Origin of the sequence: Pseudomonas sp. KBS0710 (assembly GCF_005938045.2) — a bacterium.
Taxonomy (GTDB): domain Bacteria; phylum Pseudomonadota; class Gammaproteobacteria; order Pseudomonadales; family Pseudomonadaceae; genus Aquipseudomonas.
Genome location: NZ_VCCF02000001.1, coordinates 4,792,106 through 4,810,741, shown reverse-complemented (window position 1 = coordinate 4,810,741; position 18,636 = coordinate 4,792,106). Strand labels below are relative to the sequence as shown.

The following is an 18,636-nucleotide window of genomic DNA, read 5'->3' as shown; positions in this document are numbered from 1 at the left end:
GGAATCTGTTCATGATCTCTACCTTGCGACGTGGCCTGCTGGTGCTGCTGGCAGCATTGCCGCTGATGGCCAACGCGGCGGGTTCTGCGCACGACCTGGTGCAGGACACGACCAACAAGATGTTGGCTGACCTGACTGCCAACAAAGAGCAGTACAAGCAAGACCCGACCAAGTTTTACGACGCACTCAACACCATTGTGGGGCCTGTGGTCGATGCCGAAGGCATTTCCCGCAGCATCATGACGGTGAAGTATTCGCGCAAGGCCACGCCTGCGCAGATGCAGACCTTCCAGGAAAACTTCAAGAAGGGCCTGTTCCAGTTCTATGGCAATGCCCTGCTTGAGTACAACAACCAAGGCATTACCGTCGCTCCTGCCGGGGATGAGTCGGGTGACCGCACCAGCGTCAACATGACCGTCAAAGGCAACAACGGCGCGGTTTACCCGGTTCAGTACACGCTGGAGAAGGTCAACGGCGAGTGGAAGCTGCGCAACGTGATCATCAACGGTATCAACATCGGCAAGCTGTTCCGCGATCAGTTCGCTGATGCGATGCAGCGTAATGGCAATAACCTGGACAAAACCATCAATGGTTGGGCCGGTGAAGTCGCCAAAGCCAAGGAAGAAACCGACAAACAAGCCGGGAAGCCTGCGCAATGACCGAGTCGGCTGTTCGTCTTGGTGACGCCGGCGAGTTGTTCCTCAGCGGCGTGCTGGATTACCGCACCGGGCCTGAGCTGCGCAAGCAGGGCCAGGCGCTGATCAACAGCAGCAACGCGCCTGCGCTGGTGCTCGATTGCTCGGCGGTTACCAAATCCAGCAGTGTTGGTCTTTCGTTGTTGCTGTGCTTCATGCGTGATGCGCAAGGGGTCAAAAAGCCGGTCAGCATCCGCGCACTGCCCGAAGACATGCGTGAAATCGCTCAGGTTTCCGGTATTACCGAGCTGTTGGCGCATCCTTAATACACATTATTAAAGAAGCCCCCCGTCAGAGTCCTGCTATGCGGGGTTCGCAGGCGCGGGGCTTTTTTGTATGATGTGCGACCCGTGCGCACTGGGCGCCGATAGAGGTTGAGCATGCAGGCCCTAGAAGTTAAAAGCTTCCTTGAAGGAAAGCTGCCGGAAACGATCGTAGAAGTTGAAGGCGAAGGCTGCAATTTCCAGCTGAACGTGATTAGCGATGAACTGGCAAAATTAAGCCCGGTCAAGCGTCAACAGCAGATCTATGCCCATTTGAACCCGTGGATCACCGATGGCAGCATCCACGCGGTTACTATGAAATTTTTCAGCCGCGCGGCCTGGGCCGAGCGTACCTGAGCCCCCAAGGCGTCGAGATTCTTATGGATAAATTGATTATTACCGGTGGTGCCCGCCTTGATGGCGAGATCCGCATTTCCGGTGCAAAAAACTCCGCCTTGCCGATCCTGGCAGCGACCCTGCTGTGTGATGGCCCGGTAACCGTGGCCAACTTGCCGCACCTGCACGACATCACCACCATGATCGAGTTGTTCGGGCGCATGGGCATTGAGCCGGTGATCGACGAGAAGTTGTCTGTCGAAATCGACCCGCGCACCATCAAGACCCTGATCGCTCCGTACGAACTGGTGAAAACCATGCGTGCCTCGATCCTGGTGCTGGGCCCGATGGTTGCCCGTTTCGGCGAAGCTGAAGTAGCACTGCCTGGCGGTTGCGCCATTGGCTCGCGGCCTGTCGACCTGCACATCCGTGGCCTTGAAGCCATGGGCGCGGTCATCGACGTCGAAGGCGGCTACATCAAGGCCAAGGCGCCGGAAGGCGGTTTGCGCGGTGCCAACTTCTTCTTTGATACCGTCAGCGTTACCGGTACCGAGAACATCATGATGGCTGCCGCCCTGGCGAACGGTCGCAGCGTGCTGCAAAACGCTGCGCGCGAGCCTGAAGTGGTCGACCTGGCCAACTTCCTGATCGCCATGGGTGCCAACATCACCGGCGCCGGCACTGACACCATCACTATCGACGGTGTGAAGCGTCTGCACTCGGCCACCTACAAAGTGATGCCGGACCGTATCGAGACCGGCACCTACCTGGTTGCCGCCGCCGTTACCGGTGGCCGCGTCAAGGTCAAGGACACCGATCCGACCATCCTGGAAGCCGTGCTGGAAAAACTCAAGGAAGCCGGTGCTGAAATCACTACCGGTGAGGACTGGATCGAGCTGAACATGCACGGCAAGCGGCCAAAAGCCGTAAACGTGCGTACGGCTCCTTATCCGGCGTTCCCGACCGACATGCAGGCGCAGTTCATTTCCTTGAACGCGATTGCAGAAGGCACAGGCGCCGTGATCGAGACCATCTTCGAAAACCGCTTCATGCACGTGTATGAACTGCACCGCATGGGCGCCAAGATCCAGGTCGAAGGCAACACTGCCATCGTTACCGGCATCGACAAGCTCAAGGGCGCGCCAGTCATGGCAACCGACCTGCGTGCCTCGGCCAGCCTGGTGATTTCGGCGTTGTGCGCCGACGGCGATACCCTGATCGACCGCATCTACCACATCGACCGTGGTTACGAGTGCATCGAAGAAAAGCTGCAGATGCTCGGCGCTAAAATCCGCCGCGTACCGGGCTAGTTCCTGAAGCAGCAAACACCGCCACTGGGCTGTGTTTGCTGTTAGCTGAATTTGTTTCAAATCGAGGCTGTAATGGCCTCGATCTGTGTCTGGCGCCGTTTGCGACCGGACAGCAATAGCCTGATGAAGGACTGACGTTTCCCATGTTGACCATCGCACTGTCCAAGGGCCGCATCCTTGACGACACTTTGCCGCTTCTGGCTGAAGCGGGCATCGTGCCAACCGAGAATCCGGACAAGAGCCGCAAGCTGATCATCCCCACGACCCAGGACGATGTGCGCCTGTTGATCGTGCGGGCTACCGACGTGCCAACCTACGTTGAACATGGCGCCGCCGACCTGGGTGTTGCCGGTAAAGACGTGCTGATGGAATACGGTGGCCAGGGCCTGTACGAGCCGTTGGACCTGCGTATTGCCCTGTGCAAGCTGATGACCGCCGGCCGTGTCGGTGACGTCGAGCCTAAAGGCCGCCTGCGCGTGGCCACCAAGTTCGTCAACGTCGCCAAACGCTATTACGCTGAGCAAGGCCGTCAGGTCGACATCATCAAGCTCTACGGCTCGATGGAGCTGGCGCCGCTGATCGGCCTGGCCGACAAAATCATCGACGTGGTCGACACCGGCAACACCCTGCGTGCCAACGGCCTCGAACCTCAGGATTTCATTGCCGACATCAGTTCCCGCCTGATCGTCAACAAAGCATCGATGAAGATGCAGCACGCCCGCATCCAGGCGTTGATCGACACCCTGCGCAAGGCAGTGGAGTCTCGACACCGCGGTTGACTTACCCGCGCGGCCTTAGGTCGCGCCCGTCTATCCGCCTCATAGCCAGAATTCTCAGGTGCCCAAGCGGAAATGACTGCTAGTTTAGGGCGCCTGAGTTTTTGCCAATTCTATTGAGGCCCTCGCTATGACCACGTCCACTGCAATTGCCCGACTCAACGCTGCCGACCCGGATTTCGCCCATCATCTGGATCATCTGCTGAGCTGGGAAAGCGTGTCCGACGACTCGGTCAACCAGCGAGTGCTCGACATCATCAAGGCCGTGCGTGAGCGCGGTGACGCGGCGCTGGTGGATTTCACCCGTCAGTTCGATGGCCTGGACGTGAAGTCCATGGCCGACCTGATCCTGCCCCGCGAACGCCTGGAGCTGGCACTGACGCGCATCACTGCGCCGCAACGTGAAGCCCTGGAAATTGCGGCGGCACGTGTACGCAGCTACCACGAAAAACAGAAACAGGATTCCTGGAGCTACACCGAAGCCGACGGCACTGTGCTTGGCCAAAAGGTCACGCCACTCGACCGAGCCGGTCTTTACGTGCCGGGCGGTAAAGCTTCGTATCCGTCATCGGTGCTGATGAACGCCATCCCAGCCAAAGTGGCAGGCGTGACCGAAGTGGTCATGGTCGTGCCGACCCCGCGTGGTGAAATCAACGAGCTGGTACTGGCCGCTGCCTGCATCGCCGGAGTCGACCGCGTGTTCACCATCGGTGGTGCGCAAGCCGTTGCAGCCTTGGCCTACGGCACCGAAAGCGTGCCGAAGGTCGACAAGGTGGTTGGCCCCGGCAACATCTATGTCGCCACCGCCAAGCGCCACGTGTTTGGCCAGGTCGGTATCGACATGATCGCCGGCCCTTCGGAAATCCTCGTGGTATGCGATGGCCAGACCGACCCGGACTGGATCGCCATGGACCTGTTTTCCCAGGCCGAACACGACGAAGACGCCCAAGCGATTCTGGTCAGCCCCGACGCCGAGTTCCTCGACAAGGTCGCCGCCAGCATCGACAAGCTGCTTCCGACCATGGACCGCGCCGAGATCATCGAGAAGTCGATCAATGGACGTGGTGCGTTGATTCTGGTTCGGGATATGGAACAGGCCATCGAGGTGGCCAACCGCATTGCGCCAGAGCACTTGGAATTGTCTGTAGCCGACCCACAGGCCTGGCTGCCGTCGATCCGCCACGCCGGTGCGATCTTCATGGGCCGTCACACCAGCGAAGCCCTGGGCGACTACTGCGCCGGCCCCAACCACGTGTTGCCGACGTCCGGCACCGCGCGTTTCTCGTCGCCGCTGGGGGTGTATGACTTCCAGAAGCGTTCGTCGATTATCTTCTGCTCGCCACAAGGCGCCTCCGAACTGGGCAAGACTGCCTCGGTGCTGGCCCGTGGTGAATCGCTGAGCGCTCACGCACGCAGCGCCGAATATCGCATCCTTGAAGAGGGGAAATGAGGCATGAGCAAATTCTGGAGCCCCTTCGTCAAGGACCTCGTGCCTTACGTGCCCGGCGAGCAACCAAAGCTGACCAAACTGGTCAAGCTCAACACCAATGAAAACCCCTACGGGCCTTCGCCCAAGGCGCTGGCGGCGATGCAGGCCGAGTTGAACGACAACCTGCGTTTGTACCCGGACCCCAACAGCGACCTGCTCAAGCAGGCGGTGGCCAAGTACTACGGCGTTGACGCCGGCAAAGTGTTCCTCGGCAACGGCTCCGACGAAGTGCTGGCGCACATTTTCCACGGCCTGTTCCAGCACGACTTGCCGCTGCTGTTCCCGGACATCAGCTACAGCTTCTACCCGGTGTACTGCGGCCTGTATGGCATCAAGTCCGCCCCGGTGCCGCTGGACGAGCACTTCCAGATCCGCGTGGCCGATTACGCCAAGCCCAACGGCGGGATCATCTTCCCCAACCCGAATGCGCCGACCGGCTGCGTGCTGGCGCTGGACGCGGTAGAGCAGATCCTCAAGGCCAGCCCGGATTCAGTGGTGGTGGTGGATGAGGCCTATATCGACTTCGGCGGCGAAACCGCCATCAGCCTGGTGGATCGCTACCCGAACCTGCTGGTGACCCAGACCCTGTCCAAATCGCGCTCACTGGCCGGTTTGCGTGTAGGCCTGGCGGTGGGCCACCCGGACCTGATCGAGGCGCTGGAGCGGGTCAAGAACAGCTTCAACTCCTACCCGCTGGATCGCCTGGCGATTGTCGGGGCGGCGGCGGCATTCGACGACCGTGAGTATTTCGAGAAGACTTGCCAGTGGGTGATCGACAGCCGCAACAAGGTGGTTGCGCAATTGGAGGGCAAGGGCTTTGAAGTGTTGCCGTCAGCGGCCAACTTCATCTTTGCTCGTCACCCACGCCACGACGCTGCAGGTTTGGCCGCAAAGCTGCGTGAGCAAGGGGTGATTGTGCGGCACTTCAAACAGGAGCGGATTGCCCAGTTCCTGCGGATCAGCATCGGTACGCCAGAGCAGAACCAGGCGCTGATTGATGGCCTCGGTGAGCTCTAAGCCACACTGAAGATAAAAAATGTGGGAGCTGGCTTGCCTGCGATAGCGGTGTATCAAACGACGGATTCGTCGACTGTTACACCGCTATCGCAGGCAAGCCAGCTCCCACACTTATTTTGCGTTGAGCCAGTTAGATCAACGGCTCATCCGGCTTCTTGTTCTTCCAGCCATCATTGCCCGGCAGCAGCAGGTTCAAACCAATCGCTACCACCGCACACAGGGCGATGCCCTTGAGGCCGAAGTCATCCGGGCCGGTGCCGGTGCCGACCAGTACACCGCCAATCCCGAACACCAGGGTCACCGACACAATCACCAGATTGCGCGCTTCGCCCAGGTCGATCTTGTGGCGGATCAGCGTGTTCATGCCCACCGCCGCAATCGAGCCGAACAGCAGGCACAGAATCCCGCCCATCACCGGTACCGGGATGCTTTGCAGCAACGCGCCGAACTTGCCGATAAACGCCAGGCTGATGGCAAACACCGCCGCCCAGGTCATGATTTTCGGGTTGTAGTTCTTGGTCAGCATCACTGCGCCCGTCACTTCGGCGTAAGTGGTGTTTGGCGGGCCGCCGAACATACCGGCAGCGGTGGTGGCAATCCCGTCACCCAGCAGGGTGCGGTGCAGGCCGGGCTTCTTCAGGTAGTCGCGACCGGTCACGCTGCCCACCGCAATCACACCACCGATATGCTCGATCGCCGGGGCCAGGGCCACCGGGACGATAAACAGGATGGCCTGCCAGTTGAACTCCGGCGCAGTGAAGTGGGGCAGGGCGAACCACGGCGCGGCGGCGATCTTCGCCGTGTCGACCACACCAAAGTAGAACGACATGGCAAAACCCACCAGCACGCCGGAGATAATCGGCACCAGGCGGAAAATGCCTTTGCCGAATACCGCGACGATCAGCGTGGTCAGCAGCGCCGGCATCGAAATCAGCATTGCTGTCTGGTAGTGGATCAGCTCACTGCCATCCCCGGCTTTGCCCATCGCCATATTGGCGGCAATCGGGGCCATGGCCAGGCCAATCGAGATGATCACCGGGCCAATCACCACCGGCGGCAGCAGGCGATCGATGAAACCGGTGCCTTTGACCTTAACAGCCAGGCCCAGGAAGGTATAAACGAAACCGGCCGCCATCACCCCGCCCATGGTCGCCGCCAGGCCGAACTGGCCCTTGGCGAGAATGATCGGGGTGATAAACGCAAAGCTCGATGCCAGGAATACCGGCACCTGCCGCCCTGTCACCACCTGGAACAGCAACGTGCCCAGGCCTGCGGTGAACAGTGCGACGTTTGGATCAAGACCTGTGATCAGCGGCATCAACACCAGCGCGCCAAATGCTACAAAAAGCATCTGTGCGCCAGACAGGATCTGGCGCCAAAGCGGGTCGTTGAAATCATCCTGCATGCTTACGCGTCCTTCTGCTTGGTGCCGAAGATCTTGTCACCGGCATCGCCCAGGCCTGGGATGATGTAGCCATGTTCGTTCAAGCGCTCGTCGATGGAGGCGGTGTAGATCTGCACGTCCGGGTGCGCCTTTTCGACAGCGGTGATGCCTTCGGGGGCAGCCACCAGCACCATGGCGCGGATGTCCTTGCAGCCGGCTTTTTTCAGCAGGTCGATGGTGGCAACCATGGAACTGCCGGTGGCGAGCATCGGGTCGATGATCATTGCCAGGCGCTCGTTGATCTCCGGGACGAGTTTTTCCAGGTAGGTGTGGGCCTGCAAGGTTTCTTCATTGCGGGCCACGCCCACGGCGCTGACTTTGGCGCCCGGGATCAGGCTGAGCACGCCTTCGAGCATGCCGATACCGGCACGCAGGATAGGCACCACGGTGATTTTCTTACCGGCGATTTTCTCTACTTGTACGGGACCGGCCCAACCGGGGATCTCGTAGGTTTCCAGCGGCAAATCCTTGGTCGCTTCATAAGTCAGCAGCGCTCCGACTTCCTGAGCAAGCTCACGGAAATTCTTCGTGCTAATGTCGGCACGGCGCATAAGGCCGAGTTTGTGTCGGATCAGCGGGTGGCGGATCTCGCGAGTGGGCATGGGAAAGGCTCCGGCGGCGGGCAAAAAAACCGGCCTAGATTAATCTATCCGAGGGTGTTGTCCTATAGACATCTAGTACGTTAGTCCATTAAGGCTTGATCGTTGCGCCTCACATGCGTACCTTTGCCCGCTTTTCTTGCCACAGCACCCCCTTGGAGAGCGCCATGTCCGCTGATCTCGAGCATATCCGTCAAATCATGCGCGAGGCTGACTGCCTGTACACCGAAGCGCAAGTCGAAGAAGCGATCGCCAAGGTCGGCGCACACATCAGCCGCGAAATGGCCGACACCAACCCGGTGGTCTTCTGCGTGATGAACGGCGGCCTGATTTTCGCCGGCAAATTGCTGACTCATTTGCAATTCCCGCTGGAAGCCTCCTACCTGCACGCCACCCGTTATCGCAACGAAACCAGCGGCGGTGACCTGTTCTGGAAAGCCAAGCCGGAAGTGTCGTTCATCGACCGCGACGTGCTGATCATCGACGACATCCTCGATGAAGGTCACACCCTGGGCGCGATCATCGACTTCTGCAAACACGCCGGCGCGCGCAAAGTACACACCGCTGTGCTGATCGACAAAGACCACGATCGCAAAGCTCGCCCGGACCTCAAAGCCGATTACGTCGGCCTGCCGTGCATCGACCGTTACATTTTCGGCTACGGCATGGACTACAAAGGCTACTGGCGTAACGCCAATGGCATCTACGCGGTTAAAGGGATGTAAGCCATGGCGCGCTTTCTTGATCAGACATTGTTCGCTGAGTTGGCCGAGAAAGCGGCCGCCAGCCCTCGCGGCCGGCACCATCACAACTTCCATCAGATGGAAGAACCCTGCCATCGTCTGGCCGTCGGCCTGCAACCCGACACTTATGTGCCGCCGCATAGACACCTGAGCGCCGACAAGGCGGAAACCCTGTTGGTGCTCAAGGGCAGCCTCGGCGTGCTGGTGTTCAGCGACACCGGTGAGGTAATTGCCAAACGCGTTCTGCAGGCGGGAGGCGAGTGCGCCGGCGTCGATCTGCCGCCAGGCGTGTTTCATGGCCTGGTGGTGCTGGAACCCGACAGCGTGATGTTTGAATGCAAGGCCGGGCCGTATCGCCCGATAGGCGAGGGCGAGTCACCCGACTGGGCGCCCCGCGAAGGCGATGCCGGTGTGGCCGAGTATCAGCGCTGGATGCTCGCCCAGTTCGATTGAGCTACAGCGCTCGGCTAGCTTTCTACGGAGCGGCCCATGAGCCTGTTGACACGCACCTGCGCCGCCCTGGCGTTGACCCTCAGTTTGCCACTGGCTGCCGCGCCCGCGCCGATGCACAGCCAGTTCCTGCCACCCGATGACCTGACCCTGCGCGCCGAAACGCCCGACCAGCAGCAACTGCTGCAAATCACCGAATATGCGGTGGTGGTGGGTAATCAGCGGCAGTCGACACAACAACCGATCCCGGTGACCTCGCCGTTGATGATCCGCCTCAAGGGCAAATCCTTGAACAAAGGCGCGACGATCAACCAGGTGGTGCTCAATTTTGACGCCGAAAGCAAAAGCCTGAAAAAGCCGCTGTTCGATGACGCCAGCAAAACCCTGACCCTGTCCTATCCGGTGGCCCAGTACCGCGTGATTGTCGACCTGCTGCGCAATGACACGGTGTATGTGCAGTTCCTCAGTTATGCCAATGGGCATATCTGGGCGGATCTGCATACAGGAGCCGTTTGCACGCGGTAACAAGAACAACGCACAGCCAATTGTGGGAGCTGGCTTGCCTGCGATAGCGGCGGGTCAGTTGGCCCAACTGTCACTGATGCCCCGCCATCGCAGGCAAGCCAGCTCCCACATGAGTGTTTGGTTGTTTTCGAAGGTGGTGTCTGGCAGGTAGACTTCCTCTCCCGTGTAATGTCTGCAGGCTGGAGTCGGTAATGCGTAAAGATAAGAAACAGGTGATTGGTGACGAGATCGGCGACGACCAGATCAAGTTGTTCCTGGATTTTGAGCCAGTTGACGCGACTTCACCGTCCCTGCACAAGCTGATCAAGGCCTACCGTGGCCTGCGTATCGACGACTTCGAGCGCTTCCTGGGCTTTTTCAAGCAAGCTGGCCTGGACCTGGATGGCAAGGACGAGCATGGCCAAACCTTCGTCGAGCTGATCAAGGACCAGCGCAACGCACCTGAGTACATCGAGCTGATCGAAAACGCTCGCGGCTGATTATCCCGGCCACAAAAAAACGCCCCGAGGGGCGTTTTTTTTGCAGCCAGGTCTTAAGCGAAGCTTTCGGCCTCGTTGCTTTGCTCAACCAGCTCCAGGCTGATGTTGTTCTGCGCATTGATCTTGCGATACAGCTCAGCATCCGTCTCCAGCACTTTTTCCCGCGCCGGGAAGATCTCATGCAGCTTGGCCGCCCACTCTCCGGCAGCCTTGGCCGGGAAGCAGCGCTCGATCAGTTCCAGCATGATCGAAACCGTCACCGAAGCACCTGGGGACGCGCCCAGCAGGGCTGCCAGCGAGCCGTCTTTGGCCGCAACCAGCTCGGTGCCAAATTGCAGCACGCCGCCTTTTTTCGGATCTTTCTTGATGATCTGCACCCGTTGGCCGGCCACTTCCAGGCGCCAGTCTTCGGCTTTGGCTTCAGGGTAGAAGCGGCGCAGGGATTCCAGGCGCTGCTCCATGGACTGCATCACTTCGCTGACCAGGTATTTGGTCAGGTCCATGTTGTCGCGAGCGACCGCCAGCATCGGGCCGATATTGCCGGCGCGAACCGACAGCGGCAGGTCGAGGAACGAGCCGTGCTTGAGGAACTTGGTGGTAAAGCCGGCGTACGGCCCGAACAACAGGGATTTCTTGCCATCGACCACGCGGGTATCCAGGTGCGGCACCGACATCGGCGGCGAGCCCACGGCGGCCTGGCTGTAGACCTTGGCCTGGTGGTGCTTGACCACTTCCGGGTTGTCGCAACGCAGCCACTGGCCACTGACCGGGAAACCACCGAAGCCTTTGCTTTCTTCAATGCCCGAGGCTTGCAGCAGCGGCAGGGCCGCGCCACCGGCGCCGAGGAACACGAACTTGGCGTCCACATCACGGCTGTTGCCGCTGTTGACGTCCTTGATGCTCACGGTCCAGCCCGCGCCATTGCGCTTGAGGCCGGTGACGCGTTTGCTGTACTTGACCTGGGCGTCCGGTGCGCTGGTCAGGTGCGACAGCAGTTGGTTGGTCAGGGCGCCGAAGTTGACGTCGGTGCCGTTCATCACGCGGGTGGCGGCGATTTTTTCGTCGAGCGGGCGGCCCGGCATCATCAGCGGCATCCACTCGGCCATCTCATTGCGGTCTTCGGTGTAATGCATGTCCGAGAACGCATGGTGCTGGCTGAGGGTTTCAAAGCGCTTCTTGAGGAAAGATACGCCTTTGTCGCCTTGCACGAAGCTCAGGTGCGGCACCGGGCTGATAAAGGACTTGGACGAGCCAAAGGTGCCCTTTTTGGTCAGGTACGCCCAGAACTGCTTCGACACCTCGAACTGGGTGTTGATGTGCACGGCTTTCTTGATGTCGATGGAACCATCGGCGGCCTGCGGCGTGTAGTTCAGCTCACACAGCCCGGCGTGGCCGGTGCCGGCGTTGTTCCACGGGTTGGAACTCTCCGCGGCACCCGAATCCATCAGCTCAACGACTTCCAGCTTGAGGCCGGGGTCGAGCTCTTTGAGCAATACGGCCAGGGTGGCACTCATGATGCCGGCCCCTACCAGTACTACGTCGACTGCTTCGTTATGCGCCATTTAACGCGTCTCCAAAATCTGCAGCACCAAATTGACGGCATGGCTGCCAGGAGTGACGGGGCGGTTCACGTGTTGCCCCAGATTACCCATGGCCAGGATCGCCATGTCCGTTTCGCAATTCTTTGCAACTTCAGCACACGCTTCCTGCCGGGCTAATCTGCCTATGAACGCATTCATGGGCGCCTGTGGCAATTCGACTTATGGTCAAAGCGTGTGATTCGTGCAATCAATCCGTAGCGGACAGGCTCAAGCTCCGGTGTTTGAGGAGTACTCGGTCCTGTGTGGTTGGGCTGTTCCAGACGCTGATGGTGCTTGTACAAACGCCAAACTATTCATTTGCTCGCCACACTCTTGTGAAGTTGTGAAAACCCGTTTTTTCACGCTCTTTTGAAGACGTGAACCTCAAAAAAGGGCTGCCCCAGCCTGGCACCTGGCCCGTAAACCTTTGCCGACACGCGGCAAAACGGGCAAACAACTCAAGTGGCCGAGCGCAATGGCAGCTCTGGCAGATTCGGTAAAGAGAGGTGGTTTGCAAAGAAAACAGCAAGCGCGCCAGCTTCACTCGATCTGTGTGGGCGGCTCTCTGTGGGCGATTGGGGGGTTAATACCGAGGCATTAACGATGCTGCGAGGCCCGATCAGGAGACGTCCTTATAATCGGGGGGAGATTGTAGCGAAGAACGCCGGGGAAATGGGCGTGTTTTGTGACTTTTATTAGGGCGTTCAGGAAGCCAGTGCATGCCGCGAGTGCGTGTGGGCAACCCGTGGGCTGATTCGGGCACTCATTGGCAGTGGGCGGTGCATCCAGCCCAGGTGAGGCTCCGAGACTTCCACCCAGCCGTCGCCCACGGGTGGCAGGCTGCACTGCTTGAACGCCACGCAATGGCCATTGGCATCGAGCCGTGCGTAGTGGCGATGACGGGGATGGGACATGAACAATGATTTAAGAAGGCGCATGGCTTTGTACCTGTTACGTTACATGCTCGAAGGTTGCCAGTGTGCCATGACAGTGGAGTGACGAAATTATGCGAAATTGTAATTTGAGCAAGCCTTCAGCTGACGTTCAGGATGGCTGGTGAGTGGCCCGCGTGCGCCGTTATACTGGCGGCCTGTTTGCACCCAGTCCTGGAGAAATGAGTATGTTGCAACGCCTGTTGTTTGGTTTGATCACTGTGACCAGTTTGACCCTGGTTGGCTGCGCCAACAGCCCGCAACAACTCAGCCCGCAACCTAAAGTCACGGCGCAACTGGCGCCTGTCGGCCATGGCCAGCCGGTGTCGGTGCGCGTGGTAGATGGTCGTCCTTCGCCTACCCTGGGTTCCCGTGGCGGCCTGTACCCTGAGACTGCGCTGATTTCGGTACAAGGCCAGGACGTGCTGCCCAAGCTGCAAGCTCAGGCTGAAGCCGCCGTGCGTTTGCTGGGCTTCACCCCGGCCAACTCGCCGGGCGCGCCGCAGTTGACCATTACCCTGGCTGAGCTGAAGTACCAGTCGCCCAAAGAAGGCCTGTATGTGACGGAAGCCTCCATCGGCGCAACTTTCAAGTCCGACGTCAGCGCCGGCACACGCCGCTACAGTGGGCGCTACGGCGCGTCCCTGAACCAGCGTTTCGGTATGTCGCCGAACCAGGAAACCAACACCAAGCTGGTCAGCGACGTGTTGAGTGATGCCCTGACGCGCTTGTTCAAAGACCCGAGCATCGGTTCGCTTCTCAGCGCACAGTAACTGTCGGGCGGGCGCGGAGCGCCCCGATCGCCGGGCTCAGCAATGAGCCCGGTTTTTTTATGCCTGTAGCCTTCATGCAGCCGTTTCGACATAAAAGTCCAGCACACTCACGCCAGTGAGCAGGTCCAGCTCCGGCAGGTCGGCATGCTGGTGCCCGCCGAGGGCGCAATACACCAGCCAGTGACGGTCCTGAACGTTGAACGCAAGGCCGCCGACCAGCGCTTCCTGCTCATCGTTCTGGGCCATCAGGTACAGCCGATCCTGGTTTTGTGCGTGCAGCATGACAAGCTCCCAAGCGTTCGAAGGGCAACAGAGTGGCTTGTTAAGGTGACGTTCAGGTGACGCTGTAAATTACTGGATACATTAACCGTACATGGGGGACGGAACGTTTCAGCGGCAGGAGGCCAATATCAATCAGGTTTGTATCTGAATTGATACCAAGACACTCGTCTACCGAGGTTTGCGATGGCGCTGTCCGCACTGCTGATCAATGCTGTGGCTTTATTGGTGGCCTGCCCGGGTGCAGCGCTGCTGTTCATTACCCGCCTGCGCGAGCAGCGGGCGCTGGCCGACCTGACCGCCCAAAGCGAAGACCGCGCGATCGACCAACCTATGTTGTTTCTGGATGTGCGTACCGAACGGTCGCATCGCCTGGCTTACCGCGTCGGGTTTGCCTGCCTGGGCCTGGCGCTGTCCGTCTCATGGCTCAGCACCCACCTCTAAAACCACCGCAAAACCAAAATGTGGGAGCTGGCTTGCTCGCGAATGCAGGGTGTCAGTCGATACATCTTTGACTGAACCACCGCTTTCGCGAGCAAGCCCGCTCCCACATTTTTTTGCTTCGGTGTTTAGAGGGGAATCCCGGCCTTGACCCGGTATTGATTCCTCACCGGCGTCGCATACTGCGTCACCAGGTACGGCCGGTGCTCCACCGGGCACTCATTCAAACGCCGCTCCCACTCAGCCTTGGCCTTGGCCAACTCATCGGCCGGGAACACCTCGGCTGCCGCCGGCACCTGCAATTGCGGGTCGGCGTCGCTCCACTGCGCATACGCCAGGTAATGCACCGGGAACAGGCGATAACCGCCGAGAATCTGCCGGTCCATTTCCACGGCCAGCAGTTTGGTGTCTTCAAAACGCTCGGTAATCGGCGGTGCGAAGTTCACGTGCACGCGGCCCTTGTAGCCGGTAATGCCCAGCGCAATGCTCACATCGTCTTCACCCGGTGCCTTGGTGTAGGTGCCGGTGGTCGCGCGGATGTACAGCTCGCGCGCCTTGGCGCTGTCGCACGGGTCGTATTCATAGCTGATCGACACCGGCGTCAGGTTCAGCGACTGGATCACCTCGGCAAACGGCTCGTCCTTGCGGCTGACATGGAACATCTTGAGGATCGCCGATTCGGTGCGATCATCGCCATCTTTGGCCCGGCCTTCGGCCTGGGCGATCCAGATCGACTGGCAGTCGTTGCGGATCGAATGGTTGATATAGGCCGACAGCAGGTTATACGCCGCCATCTTCTCCTTTCGCCCGGTGATCGAGCGGTGCACGATGAAGCTCTTGTTCAAGCGCATCAGGTCGCTGACAAACGGCTTTTGCAGCAGGTTGTCGCCGATGGCGATGCGTGGCGTCGGCAGGCCGGCGTGGTACACGGCATAGTTGACGAAGGCCGGGTCCATCACGATATCGCGGTGGTTGGCCAGAAACAGATAGGCGGTGCCGGACTTGAGCTGCTCGACGCCGGTATAGGTCACGCCGTCGGTCGCGCGATCAATGGTGTGATCGACGTAATACTCGACTTTGTCCTGCAGGGTGGCCACGGTGGTGACGCCGGCAAATTCACGGCGCAGTTTGCGGGCGATCATCGGCTTGAGCAGCCAGCCCAGGGCGCCGGCAAAGCGTGGGAAGCGGAAGTGGGTCAGGATGTCCAGAAAGGCCTTGTCACTGAACAGACGCGCCAGCACGGCCGGGACTTCGCTGTCGTTGTAAGGTCGGATGGTATCGAATTCGCCCATCATGCTCTCTTGTTAGAAACGGCTAGGGTAAGTAAAGGAAACATCAGGGTGCGGCCGCAATAGTGGCGCTGCCGTGAATAGCCCTGTAAATAGACCGGCGATTATACGCACAAGTCACCTGGGAGACCGCGATGCTGGAAACCGAGTCGTACGATTGTCCTTATTGTGGTGAACCGGCTGAGGCGGTTCTGGATCTTTCCGGCGGTGATCAAGAATATATAGAGGACTGTCCGGTCTGTTGCCGGCCGATTATTTTCGACCTGCAAGTGCACGGCGATGAATGGATGCTGAACGTGCGCAGCGAGAACGAGTAACAGGTACACCCCATGCAGCGAATCTACGAACCGGAAAACCTGATGGAAGGCGAGTTGCTGCAACAGATGCTTGCCAGCGAAGGCATCGAGGCGCACCTGGTGGGGCGCCATTTGCTCGGTGGCACCGGCGAATTGCCGATCTTCGGCCTGTTGGGCCTGGAAGTGGACAACGACCAGGCTGTCTACGCCCGTGAATTGATTACGGCCTATAACGGCGCGCAACCCATGCCCGGCGATGAACCCGACAGCTTTCCCGACGTGTTGGTCTGTTAGGCTGTCGGTCGGTTTACCCAAGAGTCGTGTTGCCCCATGTGTGGACGTTATGCCCTGTTTCGCTGGAACCCTTCCTTTGCTGCCTTGCCGGGCTTCCCGGCCGATCAGCAGGCCCAGTGGAACATCTCCCCGAATGATTCGGTGCTGATCCAGCGCCTGAGCGAAGGCCAGCGCACCCTGGCCCGTGCGCGCTGGGGTCTTACGCCACCGTGGCTCACCGACCTTTCGCGCACGCCTGCCCATGCCCGCGCCGAAACCCTGGCCGAACAACCGATGTTTCGTGAAGCCTTGCGCCAGCGCCGTTGCCTGCTGCCGGCAAACGGTTTTTACGAATGGCGTGGCACCCAGCGCAAACGCCCCTACTGGCTGACACCGGGTGAAGGCTCGACGCTGTTTTTTGCGGCGATCTGGGAGGCGTATCCGGTGCAGGAGCAGGTGTGGCTGAGTACCGCGGTGGTGACCCAGGCCGCGCAGAGCCAGCGGCGGCCGTTGATTCTGGATGCGGCAGGGCAGGAGGCATGGTTGAACCCCGAGACGCCGTTGCATGTGTTGCAGGGTTTGTTGGCCAGCGAGCCCGCCGCGTTGCGCGAGCGGGTGCTGGCCAATATGGTCAATGATCCGAAGTTGAATGGGCCGGAGTGCCTGACCCCAGGCTGAGGTTGAATGTGCTGGCCTCTTCGCGAGCAAGCCCGCTCCCACATTTGATGGTGTTCACAAATCAAAATGTGGGAGCGGGCTTAAAACCACCGCAGATCGCTAAACCTTGAACTGATTGATCAACCGCCGCTGCTGCTCCGCCAACTTGGTCAGATCCGCACTCGCTGCGCTGGACTCATCCGCACCGCCCGCCACCTCATTGGCCACCTGGCCGATATTGATCACATTGCGATTGATGTCCTCGGCCACCGCGCTCTGCTCCTCGGCCGCACTGGCAATCTGCGTGTTCATGTCGTTGATGACCGACACCGCCTGGGTAATCGTCTCCAGCGCTTCGGCCGCCTTCGCCGCATGTTGCACGCTTTCGTCGGTACGGTGCTGGCTGTCCTCCATCACTCGCACCACATCCCGCGTGCCTTGTTGCAGTTGCTGGATCATGGTCTGGATTTCTTCGGTGGCCTTCTGGGTTTTCTGCGCCAGGTTGCGCACTTCATCGGCCACCACCGCAAAACCACGGCCTTGTTCGCCGGCACGGGCCGCCTCAATGGCGGCGTTGAGCGCCAGCAGGTTGGTTTGCTCGGCAATCCCGCGAATCGCCGTGAGGATCGCGTTGATATTCTCGCTGTCCTTGGCCAGGGTTTGCACCACGCCGACGGCCCTGCCGATTTCTTCGGCCAGCGCGCCGATGGAGGTGGAGGTATCGCGCACAATGCGCATGCCTTGGCTGGCGGCCTGGTCGGCATGGCTGGCGGCTTGCGCGGCCTGGGTGGCGTTGCGTGCCACGTCTTGCGCAGTGGCGGTCATTTCGTGCACTGCGGTGGCCACCTGGTCGATCTCGACCATTTGTTTATGCACGCCCTGGTTGGTGCGAATCGCGATATCGGCGGTGTGTTCCGACGAGTCGCTGACCTTCTGCACCGAACTCACGACCTGCGTGATCATGCCCTGCAACTTGATCAGGAAGGTATTGAAGCCGTTGGCAATCGCTCCCAGCTCATCGGCGCGATCACTGGTGAGGCGGCGGGTAAGGTCGCCTTCGCCCTGGGCGATATCGTTGAGCATCGCCACCATTTGCTTGAGCGGGCGAGCGATGCCATGGCCCACCAGCCAGATCACCAGCAAACCGATCCCGGCGATCAACAGGCCGACCATGGCCATGCCAAAGGTGTCGGTCTTGCGTTGGGCTTGCAGGTCGCTTTGCAGCTTCTGCGAGTCGGCCATCACTGCGCTCAGTGGCAGTTGCAACATCAAGGTCCAGCGCGCTTCGGCCTGGCCGATGTTGAAGGGCAGGAACAGTTCGATATGCCCGTGTTCCTTGTCGATGTCGTAGCGCACTTCGCCGACGTTCAACTGGCCCAGGTTGGCCAGTTCGTTGCTGTCGAGCAGGTCGCTGGCTTTTTCGCCGAGCTTGCTGGCGTCCTTGGTGTAGGCCACCAGGCGACCGTTACTGGAAATCAGCGCCAGTTCGCCAGCGCCGTTGTACAGGTTCTGGTCGGCGCGGGTGAGCATGTCCTGGATGAAGTTCACCGACAGGTCGGCGCCGACGATGCCCTGGAACGCACCGTCGACCATGATCGGTTCGATAAACGAGGCGAGCATCACCATCGCATTCCCGACTTTATAAGGCGCCGGGTCGATGGCGCAGGGTTTCTTGCTCTCTTTGGAGCACAGGTAGTACTCACTGGCGCGCACGCCGGTGGACAGGATGTTCTGGTCGTTGACGTCGGCGAGTTTATCCAGGCCCAGGCTGCCATCGGCGTTGCGGTACCACCACGGCAGGAAACGGCCGTCGGCGCCCATTCCGACAATCGCGGTATTCACGTAGGCAGCGTCGTTATGGTCGATGGCATTGGGTTCCCAGCCAATGTAGGCACCGAGAATTTTCGGGTTGCGCACCACGGTTTCATGCAGCAGGTTGATCAACTGCTCACGGCCGACCTGCAGCGCGGGTTCGCCCTTGGCATCTTTC

Annotated in this window: 23 protein-coding genes and 1 pseudogene; 16 read left to right on the top strand and 8 right to left on the bottom strand. The window is 59.9% G+C overall.

Going from position 1 to position 18,636, the window contains the following annotated elements; all coding sequences use genetic code 11:
• Positions 1-11: 11 nt before the first annotated feature.
• From FFI16_RS22035 to hisC, 7 genes are all read left to right on the top strand, one after another.
• On the top strand, positions 12-659 hold the full coding sequence (locus FFI16_RS22035; protein ID WP_138816826.1) for a phospholipid-binding protein MlaC: 648 nt from the start codon (positions 12-14) through the stop codon (positions 657-659).
• Positions 656-961 (top strand): lipid asymmetry maintenance protein MlaB, encoded by a 306-nt coding sequence (locus FFI16_RS22030; RefSeq protein ID WP_138816825.1) that lies wholly within the window; start codon positions 656-658, stop codon positions 959-961. Before FFI16_RS22035 ends, FFI16_RS22030 begins: the two co-directional genes overlap by 4 nt.
• Before the next feature lie 114 nt (positions 962-1,075).
• On the top strand, positions 1,076-1,315 hold the full coding sequence (locus FFI16_RS22025) for a BolA family protein (protein ID WP_017138228.1): 240 nt from the start codon (positions 1,076-1,078) through the stop codon (positions 1,313-1,315).
• Positions 1,316-1,338: 23 nt separating this feature from the next.
• Positions 1,339-2,604 carry a UDP-N-acetylglucosamine 1-carboxyvinyltransferase gene (murA, locus tag FFI16_RS22020; RefSeq protein WP_017138227.1) on the top strand — a complete coding sequence of 422 codons (1,266 nt, stop codon included), beginning with the start codon at positions 1,339-1,341 and terminating at the stop codon, positions 2,602-2,604.
• A 143-nt stretch (positions 2,605-2,747) separates the two neighbouring features.
• A complete protein-coding gene (gene hisG / locus FFI16_RS22015; protein WP_003188599.1) occupies positions 2,748-3,383 on the top strand; it encodes an ATP phosphoribosyltransferase in 636 nt (211 codons plus the stop codon).
• A 127-nt stretch (positions 3,384-3,510) separates the two neighbouring features.
• A complete protein-coding gene (hisD, locus tag FFI16_RS22010; protein WP_138816824.1) occupies positions 3,511-4,830 on the top strand; it encodes a histidinol dehydrogenase in 1,320 nt (439 codons plus the stop codon).
• Positions 4,831-4,833: 3 nt separating this feature from the next.
• Entirely contained in the window at positions 4,834-5,886 is a 1,053-nt protein-coding gene (gene hisC, locus FFI16_RS22005) for a histidinol-phosphate transaminase (RefSeq protein WP_138816823.1), read from the top strand.
• Positions 5,887-6,016: 130 nt separating this feature from the next.
• Here the strand turns inward: hisC and FFI16_RS22000 are convergent, their stop codons facing one another.
• Together FFI16_RS22000 and upp are read right to left on the bottom strand one after the other, a co-directional pair.
• Positions 6,017-7,291: a uracil-xanthine permease family protein gene (locus FFI16_RS22000; RefSeq protein WP_138816822.1), complete on the bottom strand. Its 1,275-nt coding sequence runs from the start codon at positions 7,289-7,291 to the stop codon at positions 6,017-6,019.
• A 2-nt stretch (positions 7,292-7,293) separates the two neighbouring features.
• Entirely contained in the window at positions 7,294-7,932 is a 639-nt protein-coding gene (gene upp / locus FFI16_RS21995) for a uracil phosphoribosyltransferase (RefSeq protein WP_138816821.1), read from the bottom strand.
• 164 nt (positions 7,933-8,096) lie between these two features.
• Between upp and FFI16_RS21990 the strand changes: the two genes are divergently transcribed.
• The 4 genes from FFI16_RS21990 (at position 8,097) to FFI16_RS21975 (ending at position 10,126) form a co-directional block, all read left to right on the top strand.
• The gene (locus tag FFI16_RS21990; protein WP_003216150.1) at positions 8,097-8,654 is read left to right on the top strand and encodes a hypoxanthine-guanine phosphoribosyltransferase; all 558 of its coding nucleotides are present in this window, start codon (positions 8,097-8,099) and stop codon (positions 8,652-8,654) included.
• Positions 8,655-8,657: 3 nt separating this feature from the next.
• Positions 8,658-9,125 carry a WbuC family cupin fold metalloprotein gene (locus FFI16_RS21985; RefSeq protein ID WP_138816820.1) on the top strand — a complete coding sequence of 156 codons (468 nt, stop codon included), beginning with the start codon at positions 8,658-8,660 and terminating at the stop codon, positions 9,123-9,125.
• 36 nt (positions 9,126-9,161) lie between these two features.
• Positions 9,162-9,647, top strand: coding sequence for a hypothetical protein (locus FFI16_RS21980; RefSeq protein ID WP_138816819.1), 486 nt, complete (start codon positions 9,162-9,164; stop codon positions 9,645-9,647).
• A 191-nt stretch (positions 9,648-9,838) separates the two neighbouring features.
• Positions 9,839-10,126, top strand: a complete 288-nt coding sequence (locus tag FFI16_RS21975; protein WP_138816818.1) for a PA4642 family protein — start codon at positions 9,839-9,841, stop codon at positions 10,124-10,126.
• 53 nt (positions 10,127-10,179) lie between these two features.
• On the opposite strand, the gene mqo is transcribed toward FFI16_RS21975, so the two are convergent.
• Together mqo and FFI16_RS21965 are read right to left on the bottom strand one after the other, a co-directional pair.
• Entirely contained in the window at positions 10,180-11,688 is a 1,509-nt protein-coding gene (mqo, locus tag FFI16_RS21970; protein ID WP_138816817.1) for a malate dehydrogenase (quinone), read from the bottom strand.
• A 722-nt stretch (positions 11,689-12,410) separates the two neighbouring features.
• Positions 12,411-12,644 carry a hypothetical protein gene (locus FFI16_RS21965; RefSeq protein ID WP_138816816.1) on the bottom strand — a complete coding sequence of 78 codons (234 nt, stop codon included), beginning with the start codon at positions 12,642-12,644 and terminating at the stop codon, positions 12,411-12,413.
• A gap of 182 nt (positions 12,645-12,826) precedes the next feature.
• On the opposite strand from FFI16_RS21965, the gene FFI16_RS21960 reads away from it, so the two are divergent.
• A complete protein-coding gene (locus FFI16_RS21960; protein WP_138816815.1) occupies positions 12,827-13,411 on the top strand; it encodes a YajG family lipoprotein in 585 nt (194 codons plus the stop codon).
• 72 nt (positions 13,412-13,483) lie between these two features.
• Here the strand turns inward: FFI16_RS21960 and FFI16_RS21955 are convergent, their stop codons facing one another.
• A complete protein-coding gene (locus tag FFI16_RS21955) occupies positions 13,484-13,693 on the bottom strand; it encodes a hypothetical protein (protein ID WP_056859008.1) in 210 nt (69 codons plus the stop codon).
• A gap of 183 nt (positions 13,694-13,876) precedes the next feature.
• On the opposite strand from FFI16_RS21955, the gene FFI16_RS21950 reads away from it, so the two are divergent.
• On the top strand, positions 13,877-14,134 hold the full coding sequence (locus FFI16_RS21950; RefSeq protein ID WP_138816814.1) for a hypothetical protein: 258 nt from the start codon (positions 13,877-13,879) through the stop codon (positions 14,132-14,134).
• 125 nt (positions 14,135-14,259) lie between these two features.
• Here the strand turns inward: FFI16_RS21950 and FFI16_RS21945 are convergent, their stop codons facing one another.
• Positions 14,260-15,423, bottom strand: coding sequence for a 1-acyl-sn-glycerol-3-phosphate acyltransferase (locus FFI16_RS21945; RefSeq protein WP_178112701.1), 1,164 nt, complete (start codon positions 15,421-15,423; stop codon positions 14,260-14,262).
• 131 nt (positions 15,424-15,554) lie between these two features.
• Here FFI16_RS21945 and FFI16_RS21940 point away from each other — a divergent pair, with 131 nt between their 5' ends.
• The 3 genes from FFI16_RS21940 to FFI16_RS21930 are packed head-to-tail and all read left to right on the top strand — an operon-like array spanning position 15,555 to position 16,667.
• Positions 15,555-15,737 carry a CPXCG motif-containing cysteine-rich protein gene (locus FFI16_RS21940; RefSeq protein ID WP_065930297.1) on the top strand — a complete coding sequence of 61 codons (183 nt, stop codon included), beginning with the start codon at positions 15,555-15,557 and terminating at the stop codon, positions 15,735-15,737.
• 12 nt (positions 15,738-15,749) lie between these two features.
• Positions 15,750-16,010 carry a putative signal transducing protein gene (locus tag FFI16_RS21935; RefSeq protein ID WP_138816812.1) on the top strand — a complete coding sequence of 87 codons (261 nt, stop codon included), beginning with the start codon at positions 15,750-15,752 and terminating at the stop codon, positions 16,008-16,010.
• Between the two features lie 36 nt (positions 16,011-16,046).
• The gene (locus FFI16_RS21930; RefSeq protein ID WP_056859005.1) at positions 16,047-16,667 is read left to right on the top strand and encodes an SOS response-associated peptidase; all 621 of its coding nucleotides are present in this window, start codon (positions 16,047-16,049) and stop codon (positions 16,665-16,667) included.
• A 99-nt stretch (positions 16,668-16,766) separates the two neighbouring features.
• Here FFI16_RS21930 and FFI16_RS30940 read toward each other — a convergent pair whose 3' ends face one another.
• Positions 16,767-17,510 (bottom strand): methyl-accepting chemotaxis protein, encoded by a 744-nt coding sequence (locus tag FFI16_RS30940; protein WP_371923630.1) that lies wholly within the window; start codon positions 17,508-17,510, stop codon positions 16,767-16,769.
• Between the two features lie 114 nt (positions 17,511-17,624).
• Positions 17,625-17,819, bottom strand: a pseudogene (locus FFI16_RS30935) (HAMP domain-containing protein); the annotation flags it as partial.
• Positions 17,820-18,636: the final 817 nt, after the last annotated feature.

Bases quoted from the DNA above. Each gene is read 5' to 3' on its own strand.
- FFI16_RS21960 (WP_138816815.1), top strand. From the start codon at position 12,827: ATGTTGCAACGCCTGTTGTTTGGTTTGATCACTGTGACCAGTTTGACC.
- FFI16_RS22035 (WP_138816826.1), top strand. From the start codon at position 12: ATGATCTCTACCTTGCGACGTGGCCTGCTGGTGCTGCTGGCAGCATTG.
- FFI16_RS21980 (WP_138816819.1), top strand. From the start codon at position 9,162: ATGAGCCTGTTGACACGCACCTGCGCCGCCCTGGCGTTGACCCTCAGT.
- FFI16_RS21975 (WP_138816818.1), top strand. From the start codon at position 9,839: ATGCGTAAAGATAAGAAACAGGTGATTGGTGACGAGATCGGCGACGAC.
- FFI16_RS21965 (WP_138816816.1), bottom strand. From the start codon at position 12,644: ATGCGCCTTCTTAAATCATTGTTCATGTCCCATCCCCGTCATCGCCAC.
- hisD (WP_138816824.1), top strand. From the start codon at position 3,511: ATGACCACGTCCACTGCAATTGCCCGACTCAACGCTGCCGACCCGGAT.
- FFI16_RS30940 (WP_371923630.1), bottom strand. From the start codon at position 17,510: ATGGTCGAGATCGACCAGGTGGCCACCGCAGTGCACGAAATGACCGCC.
- FFI16_RS21955 (WP_056859008.1), bottom strand. From the start codon at position 13,693: ATGCTGCACGCACAAAACCAGGATCGGCTGTACCTGATGGCCCAGAAC.
- FFI16_RS21930 (WP_056859005.1), top strand. From the start codon at position 16,047: ATGTGTGGACGTTATGCCCTGTTTCGCTGGAACCCTTCCTTTGCTGCC.
- FFI16_RS22025 (WP_017138228.1), top strand. From the start codon at position 1,076: ATGCAGGCCCTAGAAGTTAAAAGCTTCCTTGAAGGAAAGCTGCCGGAA.
- upp (WP_138816821.1), bottom strand. From the start codon at position 7,932: ATGCCCACTCGCGAGATCCGCCACCCGCTGATCCGACACAAACTCGGC.
- FFI16_RS22030 (WP_138816825.1), top strand. From the start codon at position 656: ATGACCGAGTCGGCTGTTCGTCTTGGTGACGCCGGCGAGTTGTTCCTC.
- hisG (WP_003188599.1), top strand. From the start codon at position 2,748: ATGTTGACCATCGCACTGTCCAAGGGCCGCATCCTTGACGACACTTTG.
- FFI16_RS21985 (WP_138816820.1), top strand. From the start codon at position 8,658: ATGGCGCGCTTTCTTGATCAGACATTGTTCGCTGAGTTGGCCGAGAAA.
- hisC (WP_138816823.1), top strand. From the start codon at position 4,834: ATGAGCAAATTCTGGAGCCCCTTCGTCAAGGACCTCGTGCCTTACGTG.
- FFI16_RS21945 (WP_178112701.1), bottom strand. From the start codon at position 15,423: ATGGGCGAATTCGATACCATCCGACCTTACAACGACAGCGAAGTCCCG.
- FFI16_RS21940 (WP_065930297.1), top strand. From the start codon at position 15,555: ATGCTGGAAACCGAGTCGTACGATTGTCCTTATTGTGGTGAACCGGCT.
- murA (WP_017138227.1), top strand. From the start codon at position 1,339: ATGGATAAATTGATTATTACCGGTGGTGCCCGCCTTGATGGCGAGATC.
- mqo (WP_138816817.1), bottom strand. From the start codon at position 11,688: ATGGCGCATAACGAAGCAGTCGACGTAGTACTGGTAGGGGCCGGCATC.
- FFI16_RS21935 (WP_138816812.1), top strand. From the start codon at position 15,750: ATGCAGCGAATCTACGAACCGGAAAACCTGATGGAAGGCGAGTTGCTG.
- FFI16_RS21990 (WP_003216150.1), top strand. From the start codon at position 8,097: ATGTCCGCTGATCTCGAGCATATCCGTCAAATCATGCGCGAGGCTGAC.
- FFI16_RS22000 (WP_138816822.1), bottom strand. From the start codon at position 7,291: ATGCAGGATGATTTCAACGACCCGCTTTGGCGCCAGATCCTGTCTGGC.
- FFI16_RS21950 (WP_138816814.1), top strand. From the start codon at position 13,877: ATGGCGCTGTCCGCACTGCTGATCAATGCTGTGGCTTTATTGGTGGCC.